Consider the following 25,755-nt stretch of genomic DNA (forward strand, 5'->3'; position numbering starts at 1 on the left):
ATGATCTCTCTTGTAAAAATATAGTTTCTCTATAATAATTTGTTACTCGCCTAAAAACGGGTATCTGTAATCTGTTGGTGTAACAAAGGTTTCTTTAATCATTCTTGGCGATACCCAACGCAAAAGGTTTTGGGCGCTACCTGCTTTGTCGTTAGTACCAGAAGCGCGAGCTCCACCAAAAGGTTGCTGGCCAACAACTGCACCTGTTGGCTTGTCGTTAATATAAAAGTTTCCAGCGGCATTTTGTAAAGCTTCGGTAGCCTCAATAATGGCATATCTGTCGGTTGAAAGTACCGCGCCTGTTAAAGCATATTCGCTAGTCTCATCAACTAATTTAAGAGTCTCAGAATACTTGTCTTCATCATAAACATAAATGGTTACAATAGGTCCAAATAGCTCGGTACACATGGTGTCGTATTTAGGATTTGTGGTAACAATAACGGTTGGTTCGATAAAATAACCCTTAGATTTATCGTAATTGCCTCCAGCAATAATTTCGGCATCGGCATCGTTTTTCGCAGCATCAATATAAGAGGCTAGTTTATCAAACGAAGCTTCGTTTATTACGGCTGTAATAAAGTTGCCCATGTCTTCTGGCGATCCTGTTTTAAAGGATTTTATATCTTCAATTATATAGTTTTTTACAGTATCCCATAAATTAGTTGGGATATATACTCTTGATGCAGCACTACATTTTTGACCTTGAAACTCGAAAGCGCCTCTAGAAATAGCCGTAGCTACTTGTTTGGCATTTGCAGATTTGTGAGCGATAATAAAATCTTTTCCACCGGTTTCGCCAACAATTCTTGGGTAGGTTTTGTAGTTTTCAATATTGTTTCCTATTTGTTTCCATAATTTTTGAAAAACAGGAGTAGAGCCTGTGTAATGCAACCCTGAGAAATCCGGACTCGCCAAAACGGTATCTGTAATCATACCAGGGTTGCCAAAAACCACATTAATAACACCTGCGGGCACACCAGCTTCTTTAAAGACATCCATAATAACTTTGGCAGAATATATTTGGCTGTTGCTTGGTTTCCAAACCACAACATTGCCCATTAAAGCCATACAAGCAGGCAAGTTACCAGCTATAGCAGTAAAGTTAAATGGGGTAACGGCATAGGTAAAACCTTCAAGCGGTCTGTATTCAATACGGTTCCAGGCATCGCTTGTGCTTTCTGGCTGATCCATGTAAATATCTGTCATAAACTGTACGTTAAAACGCAGAAAGTCAATAAGCTCGCAAGCCGAATCTATCTCGGCTTGATATATGTTTTTAGATTGCGCAATCATGGTTGCAGCATTTATTTTATTGCGGTATGGGCCAGCAATTAATTCGGCAGCTTTTAAAAATATACCGGCACGTTGTTCCCAAGGCATTTGGCTCCAGCTTTTTCTGGCTTCAAGTGCCGTGGCAATAGCTTGTTCAACATGCTTTTTTTCTGCTAAATGATAGGTGCCAACCACGTGTTTATGGTCGTGCGGTGGCGACATGGTTCTGGTATTGCCAGTGCTAACGTCTTTTCCGTTAATGTACATAGGTACATCAACTTGACTGTTATACATGGCTTTGTAAGTTTTAAGAACTGCTTCGCGCTCTGGCGAACCCGGAGCGTAGCTTTTAACTGGTTCGTTTATAGCAACTGGTACGTTAAAAAATCCTTTTCCCATTAGTGTGTGTTTTTGTTCGATTGTCAAAAAATTGAGTTGCAAATTTACGAATTTTATAGGCATTTATTAATCGCATCAGATATTAAATGCAGACTAATAGTTGTTTATTTTTTTGTAAGTTGCTAAACTGTTTTAAGACTACAGTTTTTATGTGTACAGTAACATTGATTCCTATAGGTAAGAATAACTTCGTGTTAACTTCAAATCGAGACGAAGCACCAAACAGAGTGGCTTTAAGACCACAATTATACACGGTTAACAATACCAAATTGGTATTCCCAAAAGATGAATTAACCGGTGGAACATGGATAGGCGCAAGCGAAAAAAACAGAGTGGTTTGTGTGCTTAATGGCGGTTTTGCCAATCATGAACGAAAAGTAAATTACAGGCTAAGTAGAGGCGTAGTAGCCCAACATTTTATGGCTGCCAAAGATTTAAATCACATTGTTAATAGCTATGATTTTGAAGCTATTGAACCTTTTACCATGGTAATTGCCGATTGGAACATGGGGTTGAAATTCTACGAATTGGTTTGGGGCGGAACCGCCAAACATTTTAAAACACTTCCGTTTGAGGCTAAAATCTGGTCCTCTTCAACTTTGTATTCCAAAGCTATGAAAGCTGAACGATTGCAGTGGTTTAAAGATTTTAAAACTGAAAATGAATTGGATAAAAACACTATATTGGAGTTTCATAAAAACGCTGGAAAAAACAACCATGATTATGGTGTTATTATGAATCGGGGCTATGTAAAAACAACCAGCATTACACAAATTGAAAAACTAACCAGTAGCCTGAACATACATTTCGAAAACCTTTTTGATAATTTGGCTACTTTAAATACCTTTCCTATTAAGCAAACCGTTAATGAGTAATTCCGGCATTATTTTAACACTCGCTTACCCAGAGACTATAGTAATGGTTTCTGAAGAGTGGTTTTCTCCGTATTTACGGTTTTTTGGCGTGGGCAAAAAAAACTATTTGCGTGCCGGACATGCCGCTTTAGTGTTGATTGATAAAGAAACCAGCGTTTTGGAATATTATGATTTTGGGCGCTATATTACACCCGAGCCCAATGGGCGCGTTCGCGGGATAGATACCGATAACGAGTTGTATATTCCTTTAAAAGCCCATTTAGAAAACAATAGTATTGTAAATTTAAAAGCCATTTTAGAGTTTTTGGCTACCCACCCAAAACTAACACACGGCCAAGGGAAGCTAATCGCATCGGTTTGTAATGCAGTTGATTACCAAAAAGCGCGAACGCACATTGCCAAAATGCAGAACAAACATTTTATACGTTATGCCGCTTTTATGAAAGAGGCGTGCAATTGTGCCCGATTTGTAACCGATACTTTAATTGCTTCGGTAACAGATTCTAAAATTAAGAAAACACTTGAAAGTTCTAAATGGTTTACGCCAAGTACGGTTGGTAATGTGCTCTTGGCTAATACAGAATCTATGGTTTACGAGGTTTCAGAAACTGGTGAAATCTCAAAATTTAAAGGTTCGCAAAATAGCGAAAACATACGTTGTTTTTTAGATAGGCTTAAAAACCATAGCATAGATTTAGTTGGCACACAAATACCAAAACCCGTTAATGGTTTGCACAAAAATGCCCAATGGCTTTCTGGAATTGCTGCCGGGGCTTGGTTTGAATTGCATGATTTGGGAAGTAAAACAGATTACAGGTTTAAACGCATATCGCCTTATGGAAACGTTGATTGCGATGCTGTTTTTAAAGTGGCAGACATGGCTTTTAATTATAATTTAACCTATAGATTTGTGCAGTACTCGAATTGCAAATTCTTTAATATTGAGCAAAATGGAAAGGTTTTTAGGTTTGAACGGAAAATTTAGCCATCAGTTATTTAGACCTTTTGATTGTTGTTAAGGACTAGACACATTTATAAGGTGTCTTAAATTCTGAATGTGCATTTTAAATAGTGACCGCGGAGGGATTCGAACCCCCAACCCTCAGAGCCGAAATCTGATATTCTATCCAGTTGAACTACGCAGCCGTTTGTATTACAAAACTAAGATAATTTTTGTTTAACTATATTAGATATGGTTTTTCCGTCGGCTTGTCCTGCCAACGCTTTGCTAACCATACCCATAACCTTTCCCATATCCTTCATGCCTTCAGCTCCTACCAAATCTATGGTCTTTACAACTACTTTCTCAATTTCCCCATCACTTAGGGCTTCGGGTAAAAATTGTGCAATCACATCGGCTTCGGCCAATTCTGGTGCAGCTAAATCTTCGCGCCCTTGCTCCAAATAAATCGCAGCACTGTCTCTACGTTGTTTTACTTGTTTCTGAAGTATTTTAACCTCTTGTTCTTCGGTTAATTCTTGGTTGGCACCACTTTCTGTCTGCGCCAACAAAATAGCCGATTTAACCGCCCGTAAAGCTGTTAAGGCCGTTTGGTCTTTGGCTTTCATTGCGGCCTTTAAAGCTGCCATAAGGTTTTGCTGTAAACTCATCCTTTTTTTATTAGAAATGCGAATATATAAAAAAGCGTGCAATATGCAGTTAACAGGACTTAATTAAAAATGATAAAATACGAAAAAATTCTGCCTCCTTTATAAGGGAAAAAACTATATAAAAGCCCGAAAAATTTCATGAACTTTTCAGGCTTAAAAATTACAGGTTTTGTTTAGCCTTAATCTACGTTGTCGTGCAGAAAGGAGTTGTTGTTTCGTATTTGAATATCGTCGTTATCATCTAAGCCTATACTGGTTCGGGACATATCGGTTTCAGAGGAATGTTTTGCTTGCTCTAAATTTATGCCTTGGCGCTTATAGGCGGGCACCTTTTCAATGTCGTCAATCTTGGCACTATTAAACTTATAATTAAACTCTTTCATTTTACGTCGGCGCTCATCTGCTCGTTCTTTTAACAGATCGGAAATGGGGCTGTTTAAAGGATCGACCTCGTCTCCAGTGGTTTCTTCAACAGGTTCTTTGGGCAGGGTTTTCTTTTCAAAAACAATTGGGTTATCGGCATTTTCAAGGGTTTGCTTAGCTGCTGTTGCTTTTTTATTTATCGATGATTCTACTTCGGTATAATCGTCTAATACATAGCGCACATCGCCTTTTTCGTTAGTTTCGTTAACCGTAATTATCTCTACGGGGTCTTTAACGGTAATGTCTTTTGTTTGTTTGTCTGTTTTTTGTGAGATGCCGGCATGGTTTTTTGTTTCTTTATCGGCGTTCGGACTAGTTGACAAGGGCAAATCGAAGGTTAACGTGATTTGCTGCTCTTCTTCAATATAGTCTGAAACAACCTCGATGTCTTTAGTGTTTTCTACATCATCAGACATTCGTGTTACGGGCTTAATTATGAAATCTTCTTCATCTTCTTGAAAATCTGCCTTAACCTCATTGTAAACCACATCTATGTTTTTTATGATTTCTGATGTGGGTATTAAATTGATGTCTTTCGAGAACTCGCTTAATGTTTCTTTTTTGGGAGTTGCTTTTTTGGATTGCTTTGCAGGTGCTTCCTCGGTATCAAAATCTAAAGTGTGCCTAACTATGGGAGGGGCTTTTTTTTCTTCTAACTCTACGATTGGTTCAATAATTACGGGATCTTTCGCTTTGGGGCTGGCCTCTTGCTCGTCGCTTAAAGAATGTACTACTTTTTTGGTTTCTGTATTAGAGATCTCGTCTTGCTGTTCGATATTAAAACCGGTTGCTATAATGGTAACTGCAATAGATTCTTCGAGGGTTTCATCTTCTCCAACGCCCATTATAATATTTGCGCCGTGTCCTGCTTCGGTTTGGATATGATCGTTTATTTCGCCTATTTCATCTATGGTTATTTCGTGCGAACCGGATACGATAAGCAACAGCACATTTTTGGCGCCTGTAATTTTATTGTCGTTTAACAATGGTGAGTCCAGGGCTTTTCGAATAGCATCTTGCGCTCGGTTTTGGCCTGATGCTAATGCAGAGCCCATTATGGCGGTTCCGCTATTGCTTAATACGGTTTTTGCATCGCGCAAATCTATGTTTTGTGTGTAGTGGTGCGTAATAACCTCGGCTATACCACGAGCAGCAGTAGATAGCACTTCGTCTGCTTTTGAGAAACCCGCTTTAAAACCAAGGTTTCCGTAAACTTCGCGAAGTTTGTTGTTGTTTATTACAATTAAAGAATCTACAACATCCCTTAGTTTTTCAATGCCTTTTTGTGATTGCTCTATACGCATTTTGCCTTCAAAAGCAAATGGCATTGTTACAATACCTACGGTTAGAATATCCAGGTCTTTTGCCATTTTAGCTATTATGGGTGCAGCTCCGGTTCCTGTGCCGCCGCCCATTCCGGCAGTGATAAATACCATTTTTGTGTTGGTATCGAGCATGGTTGAAATATCATCAAAACTTTCAACGGCAGATTGCTCGCCAATGTCTGGGTTGGCACCTGCACCTAGTCCTTCTGTTAAATTAACGCCTAGTTGGATCTTGTTTGGCACACCACTGTTTTGTAGGGCTTGCGCATCGGTATTACAAACGTAAAAATCGACACCTTTTATGCCTTGCTGGAACATGTGGTTTATGGCATTGCTGCCGCCACCGCCAACGCCAATAACCTTAATGACATTTGATTGGTTTTTTGGCAAATCAAATGCAATGCTTTCGAATTCTTTGTTGCTGCTCATAAATTCTGTTTTACTGGGGTTTTGTACTATATGTTTTTTATTCTATGGATTTTTAATTATTCGGCGTTATCTAAAAAATCTTTAACGCGCTCTGTTAATTTGTCAAGGAAGGAGCGCCGCTGTTTAACGGGCTTTTCTTTTACTTCTTCTTTTGGAGCTTCAGCCTCTTGAGCTTGTTTTAGCTGTTGTTCTGTTTTTTTTCTTTCTTCTCGTTTTAAACCGTCTAGCACCAAGCCTACCGCGGTGGCGTATAGCGGACTTGTAATTTCTTCGTCGCTATCGCCTGCCAAGTGCTCGTTGGGGTATCCTATTCTGGTATCCATTCCGGTTATGTATTCAACCAACTGCTTGAGGTGCTTTAGTTGGGCGCCGCCACCCGTTAAAACAATGCCTGCAATGAGTTTTTTCTTTTGTTCTTCGTGCCCGTAGTTTTTTATTTCTGCATAAACTTGCTCTACAATTTCCACAACGCGGGCATGTATTATTTTAGAGAGGTTTTTTAATGTGATTTCTTTGGGCTCTCTGCCTCGTAATCCTGGAATTGAGACAATCTCGTTGTCTTTATTTTCCCCGGGCCATGCCGAACCAAATTTTATTTTTAAAAGCTCTGCTTGTTTTTCTATGATGGAGCAGCCTTCTTTAATGTCTTCTGTGATTACATTGCCTCCAAATGGGATAACCGCGGTATGGCGAATAATGCCGTCTCTAAAAATGGCTAAATCTGTGGTGCCGCCACCAATATCTATTAAAGCAACGCCGGCTTCTTTTTCTTCTTGGCTTAACACCGCGTTAGAAGATGCTAAGGGCTCTAAGGTAATGCCTTCTAGATTTAAACCGGCACTTTGTATGCAGCGCCCCACATTTCGAATAGATGATACTTGCCCAACCACGACATGGAAATTAGCTTCTAACCTGCCACCGTACATGCCTATGGGTTCTTTTATTTCGGCTTGACCATCAACTTTATATTCTTGAGGCAGGACATGGATGATCTCTTCTCCGGGAAGCATGACCAATTTGTGGACTTGATTGATAAGCCTATCAATATCGTTGTCGTCTATTACCGTTTCCGAGTCCGATCTGGTTATGTAATCGCTGTGCTGAAGGCTCCGTATGTGCTGTCCAGCAATACCAACGGTTACGCTAACAATCTTCATATCTGCGGTAACTTCAGCTTCTTGTACGGCTTGTTGTATAGATTGGATGGTTTGTGTGATGTTATTTACCACACCGCGGTGCACACCTAAACTTTTAGATCTGCCAATACCCAAAATCTCGACTTTGCCGTAATCGTTTTTACGACCAATCATAGCCACAATTTTTGTGGTTCCTATATCTAATCCTACTGCTAAATTATGCTCCATGGTTTACGTTTTGCTCGATATACTCTAGACTTACCTTTTAGGTTTTTAAATTTGTTACTTATCTTTTTTTTGCTTAATCAATTTATTTTACTGCATACAACTTGGTTTTCAAATTGCAAATTAACCTTGCTATAGTTGTTAAGCGTTTTGTCTTTTTGGTTTTTTTGGTAAAACGCTTTAAGGTTGTTAATTTTTTTGTCCAAAAATTCTACATTGCCCAATTGTACTATAAATTTACATTGCCTAAGTTTTAAGTAGATTTTTTTATTAGTGCTTTGATGGATTTCTATAACATTCTTTTTTAGAAAATCGTCTTGACTAATTTTATGGGCTACTTTATATACATTTTTTAAATTATTTTTTTCAACATAACCGGTAACCATAGGTACTCTTGCCGAATAATTGTTCGATAAGGGCATGTACAAACCTTCGTCATCAACGTAATAAGAGGCCTTTGTGCTTACCCTTGCAATAGGTGTTTTTTGTTCGATCTCTGCGCTAAGCGTACCATTAACAGTAACATACACCTCTGCGGTTTTAATCATGGGGTTAGATTTTAGGGCATTCTCTAACTCATTCAAAACTAAAGTTTCTTTGGGTACTTTTTTAACTCCTTTGTAATTTTGTATTAACAATTTACTAACAGCCTCATTAGTAACAAAAAGGTTGTTGTCTCCTATAAATTTCACCTCTGGTTTAGATACTGTTCTCTGCCCGTTTCTACTTGACGAAAAAGCAAACAAAAACACTACTAAACCTAGTAGCAGTATCATTTTTATATAATTCCAATTAACTTGCAATGTCCAATTGTTTTTTTATGTGTTTTACTTCTGCTCCAATATCGCCAGCGCCCATTGTTATTATAATTTGCGCATCACTTTTATGTATGGTTTTCAATAATTCTGATTTACTAACCAACTGCTTGTTTGTATTGTTTATTTTATCTAACAACCACTTTGATGTTACGCCTTTAATGGGCAGTTCCCTGGCGGGATAAATATCTAATAATATAATTTCGTTGAACAGTGATAAACTCTCAGCGAAATCGTCAATAAAATCGCGTGTTCTAGAGTATAAATGAGGCTGAAAAATAGCCAGCACCTTTTTGTTTGGATACATTTCTGTAACCGCTTGATATACCGCATTTATCTCTGCGGGGTGGTGCGCATAATCGTCGATAAATACCAAATCCTCGGTTTTTATTTGATAGGTAAATCGGCGTTTAACCCCCTTGTAAGACGCTAAGGCCATGGCGAGCTGTTGGTAAGGGCAACCATATTCCACAGCCATCGCCAAGGCAATTAAAGCATTAGAGAGATTATGTCTCCCAGGTAGGTTGAATTCTAAATTTTTTAGCACTGTTTTTGGTGTTTTTACATCAAAAACATAACTGCCGTTTTCTATTTTTATATTTTGAATACTGTAATCTGAATGGTCTTCAATACCATAGGTAATACCTTCTAAAAGCAATCCGTTTTTAACAAACAGTTTTCCGTTGGGTTTTATTTTTTTTGAAAAATCCTTAAATGAATTAACTAACTCTGAAGCCTTACCATAAATATCCAAATGATCGGCGTCCATTGAGGTTATGCATGCCAGATCTGGCGATAGTGTTAAAAACGATCTATCGAACTCATCGGCCTCAACAACCGAAACCTTGGTGCCTTTTAATATTAAATTAGAATTGTAATTTTCGCTAATACCGCCTAAAAAAGCCGTTAGCTCAACACCGCATTCGTACATTAAATGCCCTAAAATACTGGTTGTTGTTGTTTTTCCGTGGGTGCCGGCAACGGCCAAACAAAAGGTGTTTTGGGTTATTAGCCCTAAAACCTCAGAGCGTTTTAACACCTTAAATCCGTTGGTTTTAAAATATTTTAATTCTATATGGTTTTTAGGAATTGCCGGCGTGTAAACAACTAAAGTGTTTTCAGGATTTAAAAATTTAACGTCAATATTTTTAACGGCATCATCAAAATGGATTTTAATATTTAAAACAGATAACGCATCGGTTATAGCGGTTTTTGTTTTATCGTAACCAGCCACACATTTATTTTTGGCAAGAAAATAGCGTGCCAGGGCACTCATGCCAATACCGCCAATGCCGATAAAATAGATGTTATCCCATCCCAAGCCCTTCTTTGATTGAAGGCCTTTTTTCGTGGTTGATATGTTATTCTTTTCTTTACTCATTACTGTTAACTTTCTTTCGTTTGGGAAGACGGAAGGTGTGGTTTCAGTAGTTTTTCTACTTCGTCCACTATTTCTTTTGTGGCATTAATTAGTGCTAGCTTTTTTATGTTTTCGCCCAATTCGTTTTGTTTTTCCGCGGAAGCGATTAACTGCGAAAACTTATTCTCGAAATCTACATCCAAATCTTCTTCTTTAATAAGTAAAGCTGCATTATTGTTAACCACAGCCAGGGCATTTTTGGTTTGATGGTCTTCTGCCACGTTTGGCGACGGAATAAATATTACGGGCTTTCCTACGATACAGAGCTCGGAGACGGAAATGGCTCCAGCCCTTGAAATAACAATATCTGCCGCAGCATAAGCAAAATCCATATTGTTTAAAAACTCATAAACCTGCACGTTTTTTGTGTTTCCGTAAATTTTATATTGCTGGTAATACAGCTTGCCGCATTGCCATATTATTTGCACGTTTTGTGTGTCTAAAAAATCCAATTCTTTTTCAATGAGCTCATTTATTCGTCTTGAACCTAAACTGCCGCCAATTACCAAAAGTGTGAATTTTGCATGTTTTAAATTGAAATGGTTTTTGGCTTCAACCGTTTTCGTGTCAATATCCAATAAATCTTGGCGCACAGGGTTTCCTGTTTTAATTAGTTTTTCCTTAGGAAAAAAGCGCTCTAAACCATCATAAGCCACACAAATTTTATTTGCTTTTTTGGCCAGTAATTTATTGGTAATTCCTGGATACGAGTTTTGCTCTTGTATTATGCTGGGAATATTATTTAAGGCTGCCATGTATAACAACGGCCCGCTTGCAAAACCACCTGTGCCTATGGCCATATTGGGTTTAAATTGTTTAATTATGTTTTTGGCACTCCACAAACTACTTATAACCTTAAAAGGGAACAAAAGGTTTTTTAGGGTTAGCTTTCGCTGAATTCCTGAAATCCACAAACCCTTAATTTTGTAACCTGCTTGTGGGACTTTTTCCATTTCCATACGGTCTTTTGCACCAACAAATAAAAACTCAGCTTCTGGGAAACGGGATTTTATTTCGTTTGCAATGGCGATTGCAGGGTAAATGTGCCCGCCTGTGCCTCCACCGGATAATATGATTTTATATTTTTGACTCACGATTTTTGAATTATGATTTACGAGTTCGATTACGCATCGTTTCAATGGATGCAACAACTATGGATAATAATTCATTTCCTTCAGCATGTAATCTTTTCATTTCATTATGCTCTTTATCGCTCACTTCTAATAATAACTCCAAGAAATACATACTTTCATCAGCTTCTTCCTCAACAATCTTTAACTTATTGGTAAAATCTGCATCTGATTTTGCTCTACAAGCTGCTCTATAATTTGCTCCCACCGAGCTTGAGCATTTAATTAACTGATTACTAAACGCATTATGCTCTCTTGAAACAGGAAACTTTGTACAGAGGTTACAACAGTTAGCCGCATATTTTTTAGTTCTATTTTTTAATATTTGTTTCATATCTCAAATCTTAATTAAAAAATCGTATATGTTAAATCAAATGGTTTCCGAAAGAATTTCCAACGGATTTTCCTCATTAATTTCCTGTTCTTTTATTTCTTCTCGTTTAGCACTTACGCTTAGTATAATTCCTATGGCCAAACAGGTCATCCAGATAGAAGTGCCACCACTACTAATTAATGGTAAGGTTTGCCCTGTAACCGGGAACAATTCTACTGCAACCGCCATATTAATTAAGGCTTGAAATACAATGGGCAATCCCACACCAAGCACTAATAGCTTGCCAAAAACAGTATCTGATTTTTGTGCAACAATAACAACTCTAAACAACAGCCATAAGTACAAAACCATAATGGTAAAGCCGCCCAGTAAACCATATTCTTCAATAATTATGGCGAAAATAAAATCGGATGACGATTGCGGTAAAAAATTTTTTTGCACACTCTTTCCTGGGCCAACTCCTTTAATACCACCCGATGCTATGGCTATTTTAGCCTTTTCAATTTGATAATCGGCAACGGTATCCTCTGGGTCTGAAAAACTTTCTATCCGGCTCATCCAAGTATCAATCCTATTTGGCATTGCATCTGGGAAAGCCTTGGCTACCAAAACGAACAACACCAAAACCAATATTCCAGAACCTATAATTACGGCTAAATACCTAATTGGGTATCCGCCTAAAAAAACCAACATAATAACCATTAAAAACATAATGGCGGCTGTTGAAAAGTTTGCCGGAAGTATAAGCACCAAAACAAAAAAAACAGGCAACCAAAGCGGTAATATGGATTCTTTAAAAGTTACCGTTTTGTCTTTTATTTTAGACATGTACCGCGCTACATAAACCATTAAAACAACCGATGCAAATGTGGAGGTTTGAAACGACATGCCTACTATGGGAATTTGTATCCATCTACTAGCATTTGCGCCTTCAATGGTGGTGCCTTGCAGCATTGTAATACCTAAAAGGACCAAAACTATAGGAATCATTATTAACGACAAGCCCTTAAAATACCTATACGGAATTTTATGCACGCCATACATAATTACAAACCCTAAAAACAAGTGCATAAAGTGCTTAACAAAAAATGAAAAAGTACTCCCGTTTCCGCCTCTGTATGCCAAATTACTGGCCGCACTGTAAACCGGTAAAAAAGATAGTATGGCCAATAGCGCCACTATGGCCCAAATTAACCGATCGCCTTTTATGTTTTTAAATAGTGTTTGCACTTAACTTTATTTATTTGTCATTGAGAGCCTTTTTGGTCGGGGCAATCTGTTTCTTTAATTATATAATACAATATTTAACTTCGACTTAAAAGATTCCCACGTCGCGAAAAACTCCTCGGAATGACACATTTAATTTATAAATTATATTAAAGGTTTCTTACTGCATTTTTAAATTGACGCCCTCTGTCTTCGTAATTTTCAAACAAATCGAAACTTGCACAGGCTGGCGACAACAGTACGTTATCTCCGGCTTCGGCAATTTTATAGGCTATTTTTACGGCTTCGCTCATAAATTGTGTTTCAATAATGTTATCGACCATATTGCCAAAGGTTCGCATCAGTTTTTCGTTATCGACGCCCAAACAGATAATGGCCTTTACTTTTTCGTTTACAAACTGGAACAGTTCTTCGTAATTGTTGCCTTTGTCTGTACCGCCAACAATCCAAACCGTTGGTGCATCCATACTTTCTAAAGCATAATACGTGGCATTTACATTGGTTGCTTTCGAGTCGTTTATGTATTGTACTTTATTAATTTTCAATACCTGCTCCAAACGGTGCTCTACTCCTTGAAAGTTTTCTAAACTCTCGCGAATGGTTTGTTTTCTAATTTTTAATAAATGGGCGACTGTAGAGGCAGCCATAGCATTTTTAATATTGTGTTTCCCCTCTAATGCTAGTTTTGTTGTTGGCATAATTATCTGGTTGTTATCTATTGTTATTATTATGTTTTGTTGGTCTAAATACGCGCCGTTTTCAATGGTTTTTGTTAATGAAAACGGCAATAATGTGGATTGAACTGGGTTGTTTTTTAAATGATTGGCAATCGCTTTGTCGTCGGCATCATAAATCAAATAATCATCTTTGGTTTGATTAATCGCTATCCTGAATTTTGAAGCGATATAATTTTCAAATTGATAATCATATCTATCCAAATGATCGGGCGTTATATTTGTAATAACCGCTATTTTGGGTTTAAAATCGATAATATCATCTAACTGAAAACTACTTATTTCTAGCACGTAATTTTTAAAATCGTCTTCTAAAACCTGTTTAGCAAAACTGTCGCCAATATTGCCCGCCAACCCTACGTTTAATTGTTGTTTTAAAATATGCTGCGTTAAGGTCGCCGTTGTGGTTTTACCGTTGCTACCAGTAATTCCTACTATGGTTGCTTTGGTGAATTTTGATGCAAATTCTATTTCTGAAATTACCGGAATCTTATGTTTGCGAATTTGCTTTACCAAAGGTGCTTTATCTGGAATTCCCGGGCTTTTCATTACGATATCGGCTTTCAAAATTTCACTTTCCGAATGCTTTTCATCTTCCCATTCAATCGCATTATGTATAAGAACTTGTTTATATTTTTCTTTTATTTTACCCTTATCGGAAACAAAAACGTTGTAGCCTTTTGCTTTTCCTAAAAGCGCTGTGCCCACGCCGCTTTCTCCGCCGCCTAATACAACTAAAAAGCCTCCTCCAACTCCTCCAAAGGAGGAGAGCTGCTCACTCGATTGCTTTTTGTTTTCTTTTTTCATTTTTTATGAGATTTCCGTTTTCGCGGAAATAACAAATTGTTAGCGTATTTTCAATGTTACAATCGATAGAATGGCCAACAATATGCCAACAATCCAAAATCGAGTTACTATCTTACTTTCGTGATACCCCGATTTTTGGTAGTGGTGGTGCAATGGCGACATTTTAAAAATGCGGCGTCCTTCTCCATATTTTTTCTTGGTGTATTTAAACCAGCTTACCTGCATAACCACCGATAAATTTTCTGCTACAAATATGCCGCACAACACAGGTATAAGCCACTCTTTTCGTACTGCAATTGCTATAACTGCTATAATGCCCCCAATAGTTAAACTTCCCGTATCGCCCATAAAAACCTGTGCTGGATAAGTATTGTACCATAAAAAACCAATAAGGGCACCTACAAATGCTGTGATATAAATAGTGATTTCCTCGACGCGCGGGATGTACATAATATTGAGGTATTCTGAGAAAATAATATTACCCGAAACCCATGCAAAAATCCCCAGAGTGAGTACAATTATGGCCGATGTTCCTGCGGCTAATCCATCAATTCCATCTGTAAGGTTTGCGCCATTTGAAACCGCCGTTATTATTAAAATTGATATTAGAATAAATATGATCCAAGCATATTTTTCTAAATCTGGACTAATCCAAGTGATTAATTTAGCATAGTCAAATTCATTTCCCTTTACAAAAGGAATGGTTGTTTTGGTAGATTTTATTTCGTCTTGAAATAGTTTTGAAGCTTCTATGTCTGGGTTTTGGGCCAATAGAACACGTTGCTCTTCAATAGGTAACTTTTCTTTCATTGTTACATCGTTATGAAAAAACAAAGTTGCGCCAACAATAATACCCAAGCCTACTTGCCCAAGCACTTTAAAGCGTCCTTTTAAACCGTCTTTGTCGTTTTTAAACTTCTTTAAATAATCGTCTATAAAACCGATAATGCCCATCCAAAGCGTGGTGATAATCAACAAAATGATGTATATGTTTTCTAGTTTAGCGAGTAACAGCACCGGAATTAAAGTGGCCAGTATAATAATGATGCCGCCCATAGTTGGCGTTCCCGCTTTTTGCGCTTGCCCCTCTAAACCTAAATCTCTGATGGTTTCTCCCATTTGTTTTTTCTGAAGAAAGCGAATGATTCTTTTTCCGTAAATGGTAGAAATCAATAAAGACAGAATCATCGCGAAAGCAGCACGGAACGTTAAGAACCCGAAAAGTGTTGCTCCTGGAAATTGGAATTGTTTTTCTAAGTATTCAAATAGGTAATACAGCATTTATATATTATTAGCCCCTCCCAACCTCCCCAAACGGGGAGGAGTTTGATTAAAGGTTGTTTGTTATTTTTTTCTTTTTTTTAACTTCGGTCTTCATTCTTCTGCCTTCAAGCTTTTCACTTCTGTAATTGTTTTAAAAATTCTTGTACTATTTTATAATCGTCAAAATCAAAGCGATCGCCATTAATTTCTTGATAGGTTTCGTGCCCTTTTCCGGCTATTAAAATAATATCGTTGGGTTGTGCCAATTGGCATGCCGTTTTAATGGCTTGTTTTCTATCGGCAATGGTTAGTGTTTTTTTAAAGTTTTGGGGTTCTACGCCTTTTTCAATATCTTCAAGAATAGTTTCCGGTTTTTCGCTTCGCGGATTATCGCTAGTAAAAACCACTTTTGTGCTTAATGCCGATGCGATGTGCCCCATTTTTGGGCGTTTGGTTTTATCTCTATCGCCGCCGCAACCCACCACGGTTATTAATGCTTCGTTTTTTGTGCGGATGCTGTTAATGGTTTGCAATACGTTTTTTAATGCATCGGGTGTGTGCGCATAATCTACAATTGCCGTTATTTTTTTGTCTGAAATGATGTATTGAAAACGTCCGCTAACACTTTTCAACTCGCTAATCAGTCTTAAAACCTCCACTTTTTCCAAGCCCAACAATTCCGCGGTAGCGTAAATTGCCAATACATTATAGGCATTGAAATTCCCAATAAGCCGTGTCCAAACTTCGCTGTCATTTATTTTAAGCAATAAACCACTAAACTGGTTTTCTAAAATCTGCGCTTTATAGTTGGCATAACTCTTTAAAGCATAGCTGTATTTTTTCGCTTTTGAGTTTTGCAGCATTACCAATCCGTTTTTATCATCGGCATTTACAAGCGCAAAGGCATTTGGCGGAAGCGCATCAAAAAACGTTTTTTTAACATCGCGGTATTCTGCAAATGTGCTGTGATAATCTAAATGATCATGAGACAGATTGGTAAAAATGCCGCCTTCAAAATACAATCCCTCAATTCTATTTTGATGTATGCCGTGAGAGCTTACCTCCATAAAGCAATACTCGACACCAGCATCATTCATTTCCTTTAAATACTTATTTATAGTTAAAGAATCTGGCGTGGTGTGCGTTGCTTTATATGTTTTATTATCGACTAATATTTTAACCGTTGAAAGCAAGCCAACTTTATATCCTGCTTTTTTGAATAGTTGATACAATAAACTAGCCACGGTGGTTTTGCCGTTGGTGCCCGTAACGCCAATAAGTTTTAAGTTTTCTGAAGGCGCACCGTAAAAATTTGATGCCATAAAGGCCAGGGCGCTATTGGAATTATCGACCTCAATATAAGTAAGGTTATCAACTAGTTTTTTTGGCAATGTTTCGCAAACTATGGCTATAGCGCCGTTTTTTATAGCGGCATCAATAAAATTATGCCCATCTACCACATTGCCTTTAATGGCGACAAACAAGTCAGCCTTTTTAATGTTTCTTGAATCGAAATGAATAGCATTTACAGGCACATTCGTGCTGCCAACAACAGTATTTATGGTTACTTTGTACAATATGTCTTTTAATACTCTCATGAGGCTTTTAAAACTACGGTTTGATTGTTTTTAAGTTTTATGTTTTTACTGATAGACTGCTCTTTTACAATGCCATTACCGTTAAGTTTTACTTTTATATTTACATCCATATTTTCCAATAATACCACAGCATCCATAGCGGGTAAGCCAACTACGTTTGGCATAATGGTTTTATAGGTCTGCGCTGTTTTATAAAAGCTTTCGTATTCTTTTTCTGTTGATGCGCTTTTAACTTCTAATGACGCAACCTCATCAATAATGGGCGTATCGGTAAATATTTTTTGAGCAATTTTTTTGAAAACAGGCCCAGACACATCGGCACCGTAATATCCCACACTTTTATCGGGCTCGTGTATTACAACGATGCACGAATACTTAGGGTTATCGGCTGGAAAATATCCTGCAAATGATGAAATGTAATTTAGCTTTTCTTTATCGCGATAATCTTTTTGACAAGTCCCTGTTTTTCCTGCCATCGAAAAATTTTTGGAATACAATTTATGTCCCGTTCCGTGTTTTTTTTCAACCACATTCTTTAATAATTGCTGCACTTTGGCAACGGTTTCCTTAGAGCATATTTGCTTGTTTATCACTTCTTTTTCAAAGGGCACAATGGTTTTGTCAAATTCTTTAACCTCTTTTAGAAACTGAGGTTTTACCATAACCCCGTTGTTTGCAATTGCGTTATAAAAGGTTAAGGTTTGCAAAGGGGTAAACGATACACCGTAGCCATAAGCCATCCACTGTAATGCGATACCACTCCAACGCTTGTTTTTTATTCGCGGGTCTGGAATAATAGGACTGGGTTCGCCAATAATTGGCAATCCTAATTTTTCATTCAAACTCATTTCATAAAGTCTATCTACAAATTGGCTTGGTTTTTTTCCGTAGGCCTGATCGATAACCTTAACAATTGCCGTGTTTGACGAGACCTCGAATGCCTTGGCAACCGATATTTTGCCATAACCACCATGTTTAGAATCTCTTACCTTTTTGCCATAAAAAGACAAGACACCTTTTCTGGTATCTACTACATCGCTGGTATCAATCACTTTATCTTCAAGAGCTGCGGTAAGTGCCATGAGCTTGAAGGTGGACCCGGGTTCGTGAGATTCTCCAACGGCATAATTCAACCGTTCGTAATAATAGCCTTTGCTGTTTCTTCCTAAATTAGAAATGGCTTTAACCTCGCCGGTTTTGGTTTCCATAACCACCACGCAACCGTGGTCTGCTTTGTATTTTTCCAACTGCTCTAAAAGTGCATGATGCGCGATGTCTTGAATATTTACATTAATAGTTGTATAGACATCGTAACCATCTTTGGGTTCAATTTCATTAGCGTCGCTTAACGGTTTCCATTGCCCTTTTCCTATTTGCTGTTTTTTTCTTTTTCCGGGTTTGCCTCGTAAATACTGGATACCGTAAGCACCATCAATTCCTGGGCGTGTTACATTGCCGTCCTCGTCAAAACGTTCGTAGCCAATGGTGCGCTGTGCAATGCCACCCATGGGATGTTCGCGTTTTGTGGTTTGCTTAACAATTAATCCGCCTTTAAAAGCCCCTAGGTTTAACAAGGGGAAGTTTCTAATCCTGGTATAATCTGAATACCCAATATTTCTGGCCAACAAATAATATCTGTTTCTATTGGCTCTAGCTTTTCTAATTTCTTTTTGGTAATAATTAGACGATTTTCCAGAGAATTTTGAAAGCGAATCGCTTAACGGTTTTAAATATTTTTCGAAGGTTTTTGCGCTGGGCGTAAGGGCATCAATCCTGATATCGTACTTTGGAACTGATGTTGCTAACAAATTACCATTTGCCGAATACACATTGCCCCTATTGGCAGGAATAACAACATCTTTTATAATGCGTTCTTGTGCCATGGCCCTGTATTTATTGCCTTGCAGAAACTGGATGCTTAGCAATTTAAACACCACGGCAAGCCCGAAGATGAACATACATCCTGCTATAAAATACAATCGGTTTAATATGCCTTTCTCGTTTACTGCCAAGGTTTGCTTTTTAATTTTGTTTTTTTACTTTTATTTTTTTTGGAGGAATTACCGATGGCGACAATCCTTTTTCTTTCATTTTAACTACGACTGCCGATTCCATTTTTAGGCGCATCAGTTTGGATCTACCATCAATAAATGCCGAACGCATTTCGTTAACTTCATTTTTTAATCGAGCAATTTCATATACTTTTTTATCGGCGCTATGCGAACTCGCAATCATTACAATGGCCAACCCAGAAACAAAAAGAATCATGCGCCAATTTTTAAACGAGTCGTCGCTCACTAAAAACGTTCCTTTTAATATGTTATAAATGCTTTTTTTCATTGCCATCTGTCTATCCGAGACATCCTCCCCGAAGGGAAAGGATTAATTTGTTTTTAATTTCGTTATTGCGAGCCTTTTTTGGCGTGGCAATCTGTTTTTATATTATGATTTCATTTTAAGAGATTCCCACGTCGCTAAAAGCTATTCGTAATAGCAGCATTTATAGTTTTTCAGCTATTCTTAGCTTTGCACTTCTTGCTCTATTGTTTAACGCGATCTCTTCTTTTGATGGTACAATTAAGCCATTCACTTTTTTTAACGGCACTTCAAAATTCCCGAACATATCGCGTTCTGGCTCGCCTTCAAACAATCCGTTTCTTATAAAACGCTTTACCAACCTGTCTTCTAAAGAGTGGTACGATATAAAACTTAAACGGCCACCAACTTTTAATAGTTCTGGTGTTTGTTGCAAAAATTCTTTTAGCACTTCAATTTCTTGGTTTACCTCAATACGAATTGCTTGATAAATTTGAGCCAAAACTTTATTTTCGTGCCGTGGTGGCAAAAACTTTTTCAGTACTTTTTTTAACTGTTCGCTTGTTTTAATTTCTTCTGTTTCCCTATGCTCAACAATTAATCTTGCCATTGCTGGGGCGGCTCTTAATTCGCCATACTGCAAAAAAACTTGTTTTAGTTGTTCTTCGGCATAATTGTTAACCACATTGTAAGCGGACAGCTCATTTTGCTGATTCATTCGCATATCCAAATCGGCTTCAAACCGGGTGGAAAAACCACGTTCGGCAACATCAAATTGGTGCGACGATACACCAAAATCTGCCAAAATACCATCGACCTGTTTTATGCCATGAAATCTTAAAAAGCGTTTTACGTATCTAAAATTTTCATGTATCAATGTAAACCTACCATCATTAATTGCATTATCAAGAGCGTCCAAATCTTGATCGAAGGCAAATAACCTGCCGTTTTTACCAAGTCGTTTCAGGATTTCCTTACTGTGCCCGCCGCCGCCAAAAGTAACATCGACATAAACGCCGTCTTCTTTTACATTTAAACCATCTACGGTTTCTTTTAACAATACTGGGTTATGATATTTCATGCTCGTCATCGTCTTGTCCCATTACTTCTTCGGCTAAATCCGCAAAATCAATTGCAGCATCATCAATAGCCTGTTCGTACTTTTCTTTATCCCAAATTTCAATGATATTTACCGCTGGGGAAATCACTATATTTTTAGATATGCCTGCAAAACCAATAAGGTCTTTGGGGATTAACAAACGCCCGTTTCCATCAATATCAACCATTCTTGCACCGGCATTAAACCGGCGGATAAAATCGTTGTTCTTCTTTTTAAACCTGTTAAGCTTGTTTATTTTTTGCATTACCGTTTGCCACTCGCTTAAGGGATACAGTTCTAAACAAGGCTGAAAAACCGAACGCCTTAACACAAAACCATCGTTTAAAACAGAGGCCAACTGCTTTTTCATGCCAGAAGGCATCATTAGGCGGCCTTTGGCATCTACTTTACAATCGTATGTTCCTATTAATGAGTTCAAAGCGATTTAAATTGGTTTTAGGCTTTAAGTTTCAAATATATCGAAAATTTTACCACATTTTACCACTTTGTTGCACTTTGTTAATAATTTTTTGCTAAAATCACATTTTAAACAAACAAAAAATGGCCGAAAAAAAATTAACCCCTTACTATCAGTCAATTAGCCGATAACCAAATTAGACAAACAGGTTATTAACATATCTGTTTAAAAAAACAATTGCTTTGCTCTTAGAATTAAAATGATTGAAATATGAATGAAATACCTATATTTGTTTTTACGAAAAGACTAACCGTTAAATGACGCACCGTTTAAAAAAAGAAAACAACTTCAGTTATATTGAAGTTGGAGAAGGCAAACCCATTATTTTGCTCCATGGATTAATGGGAGGATTGAGTAATTTTGATTCTGTAACAAGTTTTTTTAGCAAAAAAGGATACAAGATTTTGATCCCAGAATTACCAATTTACAACATGTCCCTACTTAAAACCAATGTAAAAAGCTTTGCAAAATACCTGCACGATTTTATTGAGTTTAAAGGTTACGATAAAGTAATATTATTGGGCAACTCACTTGGTGGGCACATTGGTTTATACCATACCAAATTATTTCCGGAAAAGGTTGAAGCCCTAATAATTACAGGGAGCTCTGGGCTTTACGAAAGTGCCATGGGCAGCGGCTACACCAAACGCAGCGATTACGAGGTAATTAAAAAGAAAGCCCAAGATGTATTTTACGACCCTGAAATTGCGACAAAAGATATAGTGGACGAAGTTTACAAAACAGTAAACGACCGTAACAAACTTATAAAAACATTAGCTATTGCAAAAAGCGCCATTAGGCACAATATGGCTAAAGATTTACCAAAAATGCAAACGCCAACATGCATTATCTGGGGAAAAAACGACACGGTTACACCACCAGAAGTTGCCGAGGAATTTGACGAACTTTTACCAGATTCGGAGTTGTTTTGGATTGACAAATGTGGGCACGCCGCCATGATGGAACACCCCGATGAATTTAACCAAATTCTTGATGCTTGGATAACTAAAAGAGGCATTTAATTTACCTAAACGAGTTTAACTTAACAAGATTCCCTACTTCGAGGGGATGACAAAAATATCTAGTTTTGAAAATCAAGTCTGCCGAATTTGTAATGAGCAATTCCGATGTTGCAAAATGCCCAAAAAGCATGTTGCCAGAATATGCCTTTATAGGCAGAAGTAATGTTGGCAAATCGTCGCTAATCAATATGCTAACCAGCCGGAAAAGTTTGGCGAAAACTTCGGGCAGACCAGGAAAAACCCAGCTTATCAATCATTTTTTAATTAATAAAAATTGGCATTTAGTCGATTTACCAGGCTATGGTTATGCGCGTGTTTCAAAAAGTGCAAAAAAGGTTTTCCAAAAATTTATAACCCAATATTTTGGGTTGCGCGAGCAATTGGTTACCGCTTTTGTTTTGGTTGATATTAGGCACGACCCACAGCCTATCGATCTAGAATTTATGCAGTGGCTGGGTGAAAATGGCATACCGTTTTCAATTATTTTTACCAAGGCCGACAAGCTGAAACCCAAAGCTATCGAAAGATATGTAGAGGCCTATAAAAGCGTGCTTTTAGAAACCTGGGAGGAGATGCCCAATTACTTTATAACCTCGTCCTCTAAAACTATAGGGAAAGATGAGGTTTTAAACTATATAGATGAGTTGAATGGGAATATGGATTTGAGTTCTAATTAATTTCCGCGTTACTTTAAACTTATATTTTTCACTTTACCAATACATGACTTTGTGAGAAAAATTGACTAACTTCGTTTAACGATTGAATATCGATAATTTATAACAATCGATATTCAAATTCAATTGCCTGCAAGCTAAAAAAAAAGCCGCTACACGTTCAAGCACATTTCATTTTGCTCGTACCTCACAAAATAAAAAGAGCTTTCACTTCCCCACCACCACCCGAAAATAATTTGACTAACTTGATATAAAAACTGCAAATTATCAATACATTTGCTAAAAATAGGTCAAACCATAAGTTGATTAAATTAATAAAATGGTAAGTTTCGGACATTTCATAAAAACTGAAAGAGAAAAACGAGAATGGACACAAACTGAATTCGGAGCGAAAATCGGAATCAATACGAGTGCAATCAGTCGAATTGAAAACGGAAGCCAAAAATTCAGCAAATCAAAACTGCAAAAACTGTCCGAGTTATTTGAAATAGAATTGCAGCAAGTAATAGACTTGTTTTTTGCGGACAAATTTGTGAGAGAAGCTTTAAAATACAAATGTTCTGAATCGGTTTTTTCTGTTGCAGAAGACACTGCCAATTATTACCGAAACATGAATGTAAAACAGGGGAAGTTTGAGTTTAACAACTAAAAAATATTATCAAAATGCCAATTACGAAGGAATATAAAAGCACGGCTCAAGAAATTGACCTTTTGGAAGATGGTCAAATAAATATTTACGGAGAAGAAGAGCCCGATGTATTAGAAAAAAGTGTCTGGGATAAATCTGTTAAGGTTGAAGAGAATGGATACTACTGGCATAAAGAGCCAATATTTAAAAAAGGAACTAATGTAAATTCTGAAAAACCAATAGTAGCGGAGTTATTCTGCGGATGTGGTGGAACTTCATTAGGATTTGAAATGGCAGGTTTTGAAACAGTACTTGGCTGCGATATACACACACCTTCAATTCAAACATTTCAAGCTAATCATCCAAATTGTTCTACCATAACTGGTGACGTAAAAAAAGTTAACCCAGTAGTTGTTAAAGAGCTTCTCAATGGCAGACAATTGGATGTTTTAATTGGAGGTATTCCTTGTCAAGGATTTTCACTTAATAACCGAAAAAGGCACGAAAATGACGATAGAAATTTTATGTATAAAGAATTCGCAAGATTTGTAGAAATTCTTCAGCCTAAAGTTGTCGTTCTCGAAAATGTTTCAGGTATGAGAAGCACAGGTTCTTTCGTGACTGACATCGAAAAACATTTAAGTAAAATTGGTGGAATGAAAGTTAAAAGCAAATTACTTTATGCACCAGATTATGGAGTACCACAAAAGCGTTCAAGGTTAGTTTTTGTTGGAATTAAAGGTAGTGAATTCAATTTTGAGGATATAATCAAAACTCACGGTCCAGAAACGGAAAAACCCTATGTTACGATTAAAGAAGCTATTGGAGATTTAGCATCACTAAAACCAAAAGAATCAAAGAAAAAATATAAGACTGAACCATTCTCTGACTATCAAAAACTTATGAGAATGAACACCAATGGCTCAGTAACAAATCACACGGCACCGAATCATCCAAAAGCAACTGTTGAGAAAATTAAAAACACCAAACCTGGTGAGCCAATGTACGAACGTTTTAAGCAAAGAATTCGTCTGGATTGGAACATACTAAGTCCAACCCAAGTTTCAGGAGGAATTCGCCCTCAATTTCAATTAGGTCATCCTGAAGACCCAAGAGGGCTTACAATTCGTGAACGTTGTAGAATACAAAGTTTCCCAGATGATTTTATTGTAAAAGGGGGAACAGTTCAAGCAAGAGTGCAAACTGGAAATGCTGTACCACCACTATTAGCAAAGGCAGTTGGTTTAGCAATTAAAAACTATTTATAAATGAATTACAGAATTTGGTATAGCACCGAACCGTTTGCCGATTTTATAATTGATCACACGGATTTAAAAAGCAAGAAATTTGTAAAGAAAAAAATGTATGAGAGTGATGCTAATAATGCAAAGAACTTTCATACTATGCCTGACCACATAAAAAAAATACTTTATTTGGATGCACCTGATTTAATTGTTGAGATTGATCATGAGCCAATATTTTCTATTGAAGTATCAACTGAAGCTGGTACAGGACACAATGTTTTTCAACGATTTGCCAGATTAGCTGCATCGGTTGAAAATAATGTACCATCCTTCTATATCTATCCTGAGGCAGTTATAATTCATAGAAAAAAGAGTGGAACTACCAAATGGGATGAAATAAATGCTCTAATTTTTAAAGCATTAGATCATGTCATGTCTATATACAAAATACCTTCCCTATTTTATTACTTCCCTTCTGACTTTAAAACACATAAGGCAACTCCGTTAAAGTCCAAAAATTTAAGAGACAAAGGCTTAATATTTGATAAAAGAAGAAAATACTCTGGAAGTCCCATTAATTCGGATTCTGAAATGCAGTATATGTTCAAAGCAATTAATGAAATAGTATCAATCAATGAAAAGCATGGTGTTGTAAATGGTCGAGACAAACTTCTATCCAATAGGGTAATCATAGACCGAACTGATCTTATGAAAAAGGAATTTGCTGACAAAAAAGGTCATTTTAATCTTTCTCCATTATCCGCAACCGAAATTATCCCAACAACTTCTCTAATAGATTACCTTTCTAAATATGAAAAAGGAGGATATAAGATTGGTGAATTACTTAATAGTCGAAAAGAAACAATTTTATATCAAGTAGATTCTAAAACTTTTCGCTCTGATCCATACTCAGGATGCATTGCAGCTATAGATTATTTGAAATGTCGTGAAGGAAAAACTTTCGAAGAGCGAAAATATAACCTTGTAACAGTTTGGGGTAATTTCACATTTGATAAAAAAACTAAAAAATTATCTGTCAGCACAAAATTTGGAAGCTCTATAAAATCGTTAGAAAAATTGGTAAAGGGTAGCGAAAAGAAAAATATTTTAACAAAGGATTATGGAGACCTAAAAAACTATGAAATTCCAAGATATTTTATGCAATTGCGTTATGGTTCTACTTTTTCTAAAACGAAAGAAGTAAGGATTTTTTCCTATTTTGCAGACGCAATATTATTTCCAGATGGTGCATTATGGAGAGACGCATAATT

The 25,755-nt window shown here is 37.1% G+C and carries 23 protein-coding genes and 1 tRNA gene; 7 read left to right on the forward strand and 17 right to left on the reverse strand.

The genetic code is table 11. The annotated features are described in order from the left end of the window. Positions 1-42: 42 nt before the first annotated feature. Positions 43-1,671, reverse strand: coding sequence for an L-glutamate gamma-semialdehyde dehydrogenase (pruA, locus tag ACFSQS_RS09180; protein WP_388017478.1), 1,629 nt, complete (start codon positions 1,669-1,671; stop codon positions 43-45). 149 nt (positions 1,672-1,820) lie between these two features. On the opposite strand from pruA, the gene ACFSQS_RS09185 reads away from it, so the two are divergent. Together ACFSQS_RS09185 and ACFSQS_RS09190 are read left to right on the forward strand one after the other, a co-directional pair. Continuing rightward, complete coding sequence (locus ACFSQS_RS09185) at positions 1,821-2,546, forward strand: NRDE family protein (protein WP_388017481.1); 726 nt, start codon at positions 1,821-1,823, stop codon at positions 2,544-2,546. Next, entirely contained in the window at positions 2,539-3,531 is a 993-nt protein-coding gene (locus tag ACFSQS_RS09190) for a DUF6695 family protein (protein WP_388017484.1), read from the forward strand. The genes ACFSQS_RS09185 and ACFSQS_RS09190 overlap by 8 nt, the downstream gene beginning before the upstream one ends. An 87-nt stretch (positions 3,532-3,618) precedes the next feature. Here the strand turns inward: ACFSQS_RS09190 and ACFSQS_RS09195 are convergent. The 16 genes from ACFSQS_RS09195 to mraZ form a co-directional block, all read right to left on the reverse strand. Further along, a tRNA-Arg gene (locus ACFSQS_RS09195) sits at positions 3,619-3,692 on the reverse strand. A gap of 15 nt (positions 3,693-3,707) precedes the next feature. After that, entirely contained in the window at positions 3,708-4,157 is a 450-nt protein-coding gene (locus tag ACFSQS_RS09200; protein ID WP_388017487.1) for a GatB/YqeY domain-containing protein, read from the reverse strand. Between the two features lie 179 nt (positions 4,158-4,336). Next, complete coding sequence (gene ftsZ, locus ACFSQS_RS09205) at positions 4,337-6,334, reverse strand: cell division protein FtsZ (RefSeq protein WP_388017490.1); 1,998 nt, start codon at positions 6,332-6,334, stop codon at positions 4,337-4,339. A 56-nt stretch (positions 6,335-6,390) separates the two neighbouring features. Further along, the gene (gene ftsA / locus ACFSQS_RS09210; RefSeq protein WP_388017493.1) at positions 6,391-7,698 is read right to left on the reverse strand and encodes a cell division protein FtsA; all 1,308 of its coding nucleotides are present in this window, start codon (positions 7,696-7,698) and stop codon (positions 6,391-6,393) included. A gap of 77 nt (positions 7,699-7,775) precedes the next feature. After that, on the reverse strand, positions 7,776-8,471 hold the full coding sequence (locus ACFSQS_RS09215; protein WP_388017496.1) for a cell division protein FtsQ/DivIB: 696 nt from the start codon (positions 8,469-8,471) through the stop codon (positions 7,776-7,778). A gap of 16 nt (positions 8,472-8,487) precedes the next feature. Next, the gene (gene murC / locus ACFSQS_RS09220) at positions 8,488-9,891 is read right to left on the reverse strand and encodes a UDP-N-acetylmuramate--L-alanine ligase (protein WP_388017499.1); all 1,404 of its coding nucleotides are present in this window, start codon (positions 9,889-9,891) and stop codon (positions 8,488-8,490) included. A 5-nt stretch (positions 9,892-9,896) separates the two neighbouring features. Continuing rightward, entirely contained in the window at positions 9,897-11,027 is a 1,131-nt protein-coding gene (gene murG / locus ACFSQS_RS09225; protein WP_388018296.1) for an undecaprenyldiphospho-muramoylpentapeptide beta-N-acetylglucosaminyltransferase, read from the reverse strand. 7 nt (positions 11,028-11,034) lie between these two features. Next, positions 11,035-11,394 (reverse strand): four helix bundle protein, encoded by a 360-nt coding sequence (locus ACFSQS_RS09230; RefSeq protein ID WP_388017502.1) that lies wholly within the window; start codon positions 11,392-11,394, stop codon positions 11,035-11,037. A gap of 36 nt (positions 11,395-11,430) precedes the next feature. Continuing rightward, entirely contained in the window at positions 11,431-12,624 is a 1,194-nt protein-coding gene (locus ACFSQS_RS09235) for an FtsW/RodA/SpoVE family cell cycle protein (protein ID WP_388017505.1), read from the reverse strand. 146 nt (positions 12,625-12,770) lie between these two features. Continuing rightward, a complete protein-coding gene (gene murD, locus ACFSQS_RS09240; protein WP_388017508.1) occupies positions 12,771-14,162 on the reverse strand; it encodes a UDP-N-acetylmuramoyl-L-alanine--D-glutamate ligase in 1,392 nt (463 codons plus the stop codon). A 39-nt stretch (positions 14,163-14,201) separates the two neighbouring features. Next, entirely contained in the window at positions 14,202-15,443 is a 1,242-nt protein-coding gene (mraY, locus tag ACFSQS_RS09245; protein ID WP_388017511.1) for a phospho-N-acetylmuramoyl-pentapeptide-transferase, read from the reverse strand. A 116-nt stretch (positions 15,444-15,559) separates the two neighbouring features. Continuing rightward, positions 15,560-17,023: a UDP-N-acetylmuramoyl-L-alanyl-D-glutamate--2,6-diaminopimelate ligase gene (locus ACFSQS_RS09250; protein ID WP_388017514.1), complete on the reverse strand. Its 1,464-nt coding sequence runs from the start codon at positions 17,021-17,023 to the stop codon at positions 15,560-15,562. Next, positions 17,020-18,981, reverse strand: a complete 1,962-nt coding sequence (locus tag ACFSQS_RS09255) for a penicillin-binding protein (RefSeq protein ID WP_388018299.1) — start codon at positions 18,979-18,981, stop codon at positions 17,020-17,022. Before ACFSQS_RS09255 ends, ACFSQS_RS09250 begins: the two co-directional genes overlap by 4 nt. A 64-nt stretch (positions 18,982-19,045) precedes the next feature. Next, on the reverse strand, positions 19,046-19,363 hold the full coding sequence (locus tag ACFSQS_RS09260) for an FtsL-like putative cell division protein (protein ID WP_388017517.1): 318 nt from the start codon (positions 19,361-19,363) through the stop codon (positions 19,046-19,048). A gap of 160 nt (positions 19,364-19,523) precedes the next feature. Then, complete coding sequence (rsmH, locus tag ACFSQS_RS09265; protein WP_388017520.1) at positions 19,524-20,420, reverse strand: 16S rRNA (cytosine(1402)-N(4))-methyltransferase RsmH; 897 nt, start codon at positions 20,418-20,420, stop codon at positions 19,524-19,526. Beyond that, on the reverse strand, positions 20,407-20,877 hold the full coding sequence (gene mraZ, locus ACFSQS_RS09270; protein WP_388017523.1) for a division/cell wall cluster transcriptional repressor MraZ: 471 nt from the start codon (positions 20,875-20,877) through the stop codon (positions 20,407-20,409). Before mraZ ends, rsmH begins: the two co-directional genes overlap by 14 nt. A 296-nt stretch (positions 20,878-21,173) precedes the next feature. Here mraZ and ACFSQS_RS09275 point away from each other — a divergent pair, with 296 nt between their 5' ends. From ACFSQS_RS09275 to ACFSQS_RS09295, 5 genes are all read left to right on the forward strand, one after another. Further along, on the forward strand, positions 21,174-21,938 hold the full coding sequence (locus ACFSQS_RS09275) for an alpha/beta fold hydrolase (RefSeq protein WP_388017526.1): 765 nt from the start codon (positions 21,174-21,176) through the stop codon (positions 21,936-21,938). 65 nt (positions 21,939-22,003) lie between these two features. Then, a complete protein-coding gene (gene yihA / locus ACFSQS_RS09280; RefSeq protein WP_388017529.1) occupies positions 22,004-22,615 on the forward strand; it encodes a ribosome biogenesis GTP-binding protein YihA/YsxC in 612 nt (203 codons plus the stop codon). Between the two features lie 316 nt (positions 22,616-22,931). Further along, positions 22,932-23,261 (forward strand): helix-turn-helix domain-containing protein, encoded by a 330-nt coding sequence (locus ACFSQS_RS09285; protein WP_388017532.1) that lies wholly within the window; start codon positions 22,932-22,934, stop codon positions 23,259-23,261. Between the two features lie 14 nt (positions 23,262-23,275). After that, entirely contained in the window at positions 23,276-24,508 is a 1,233-nt protein-coding gene (locus ACFSQS_RS09290; protein ID WP_388017535.1) for a DNA cytosine methyltransferase, read from the forward strand. Next, on the forward strand, positions 24,509-25,753 hold the full coding sequence (locus tag ACFSQS_RS09295; RefSeq protein ID WP_388017538.1) for a hypothetical protein: 1,245 nt from the start codon (positions 24,509-24,511) through the stop codon (positions 25,751-25,753). Positions 25,754-25,755: the final 2 nt, after the last annotated feature.

The organism is Gelatiniphilus marinus (assembly GCF_042684345.1).
GTDB lineage: Bacteria > Bacteroidota > Bacteroidia > Flavobacteriales > Flavobacteriaceae > Gelatiniphilus > Gelatiniphilus marinus.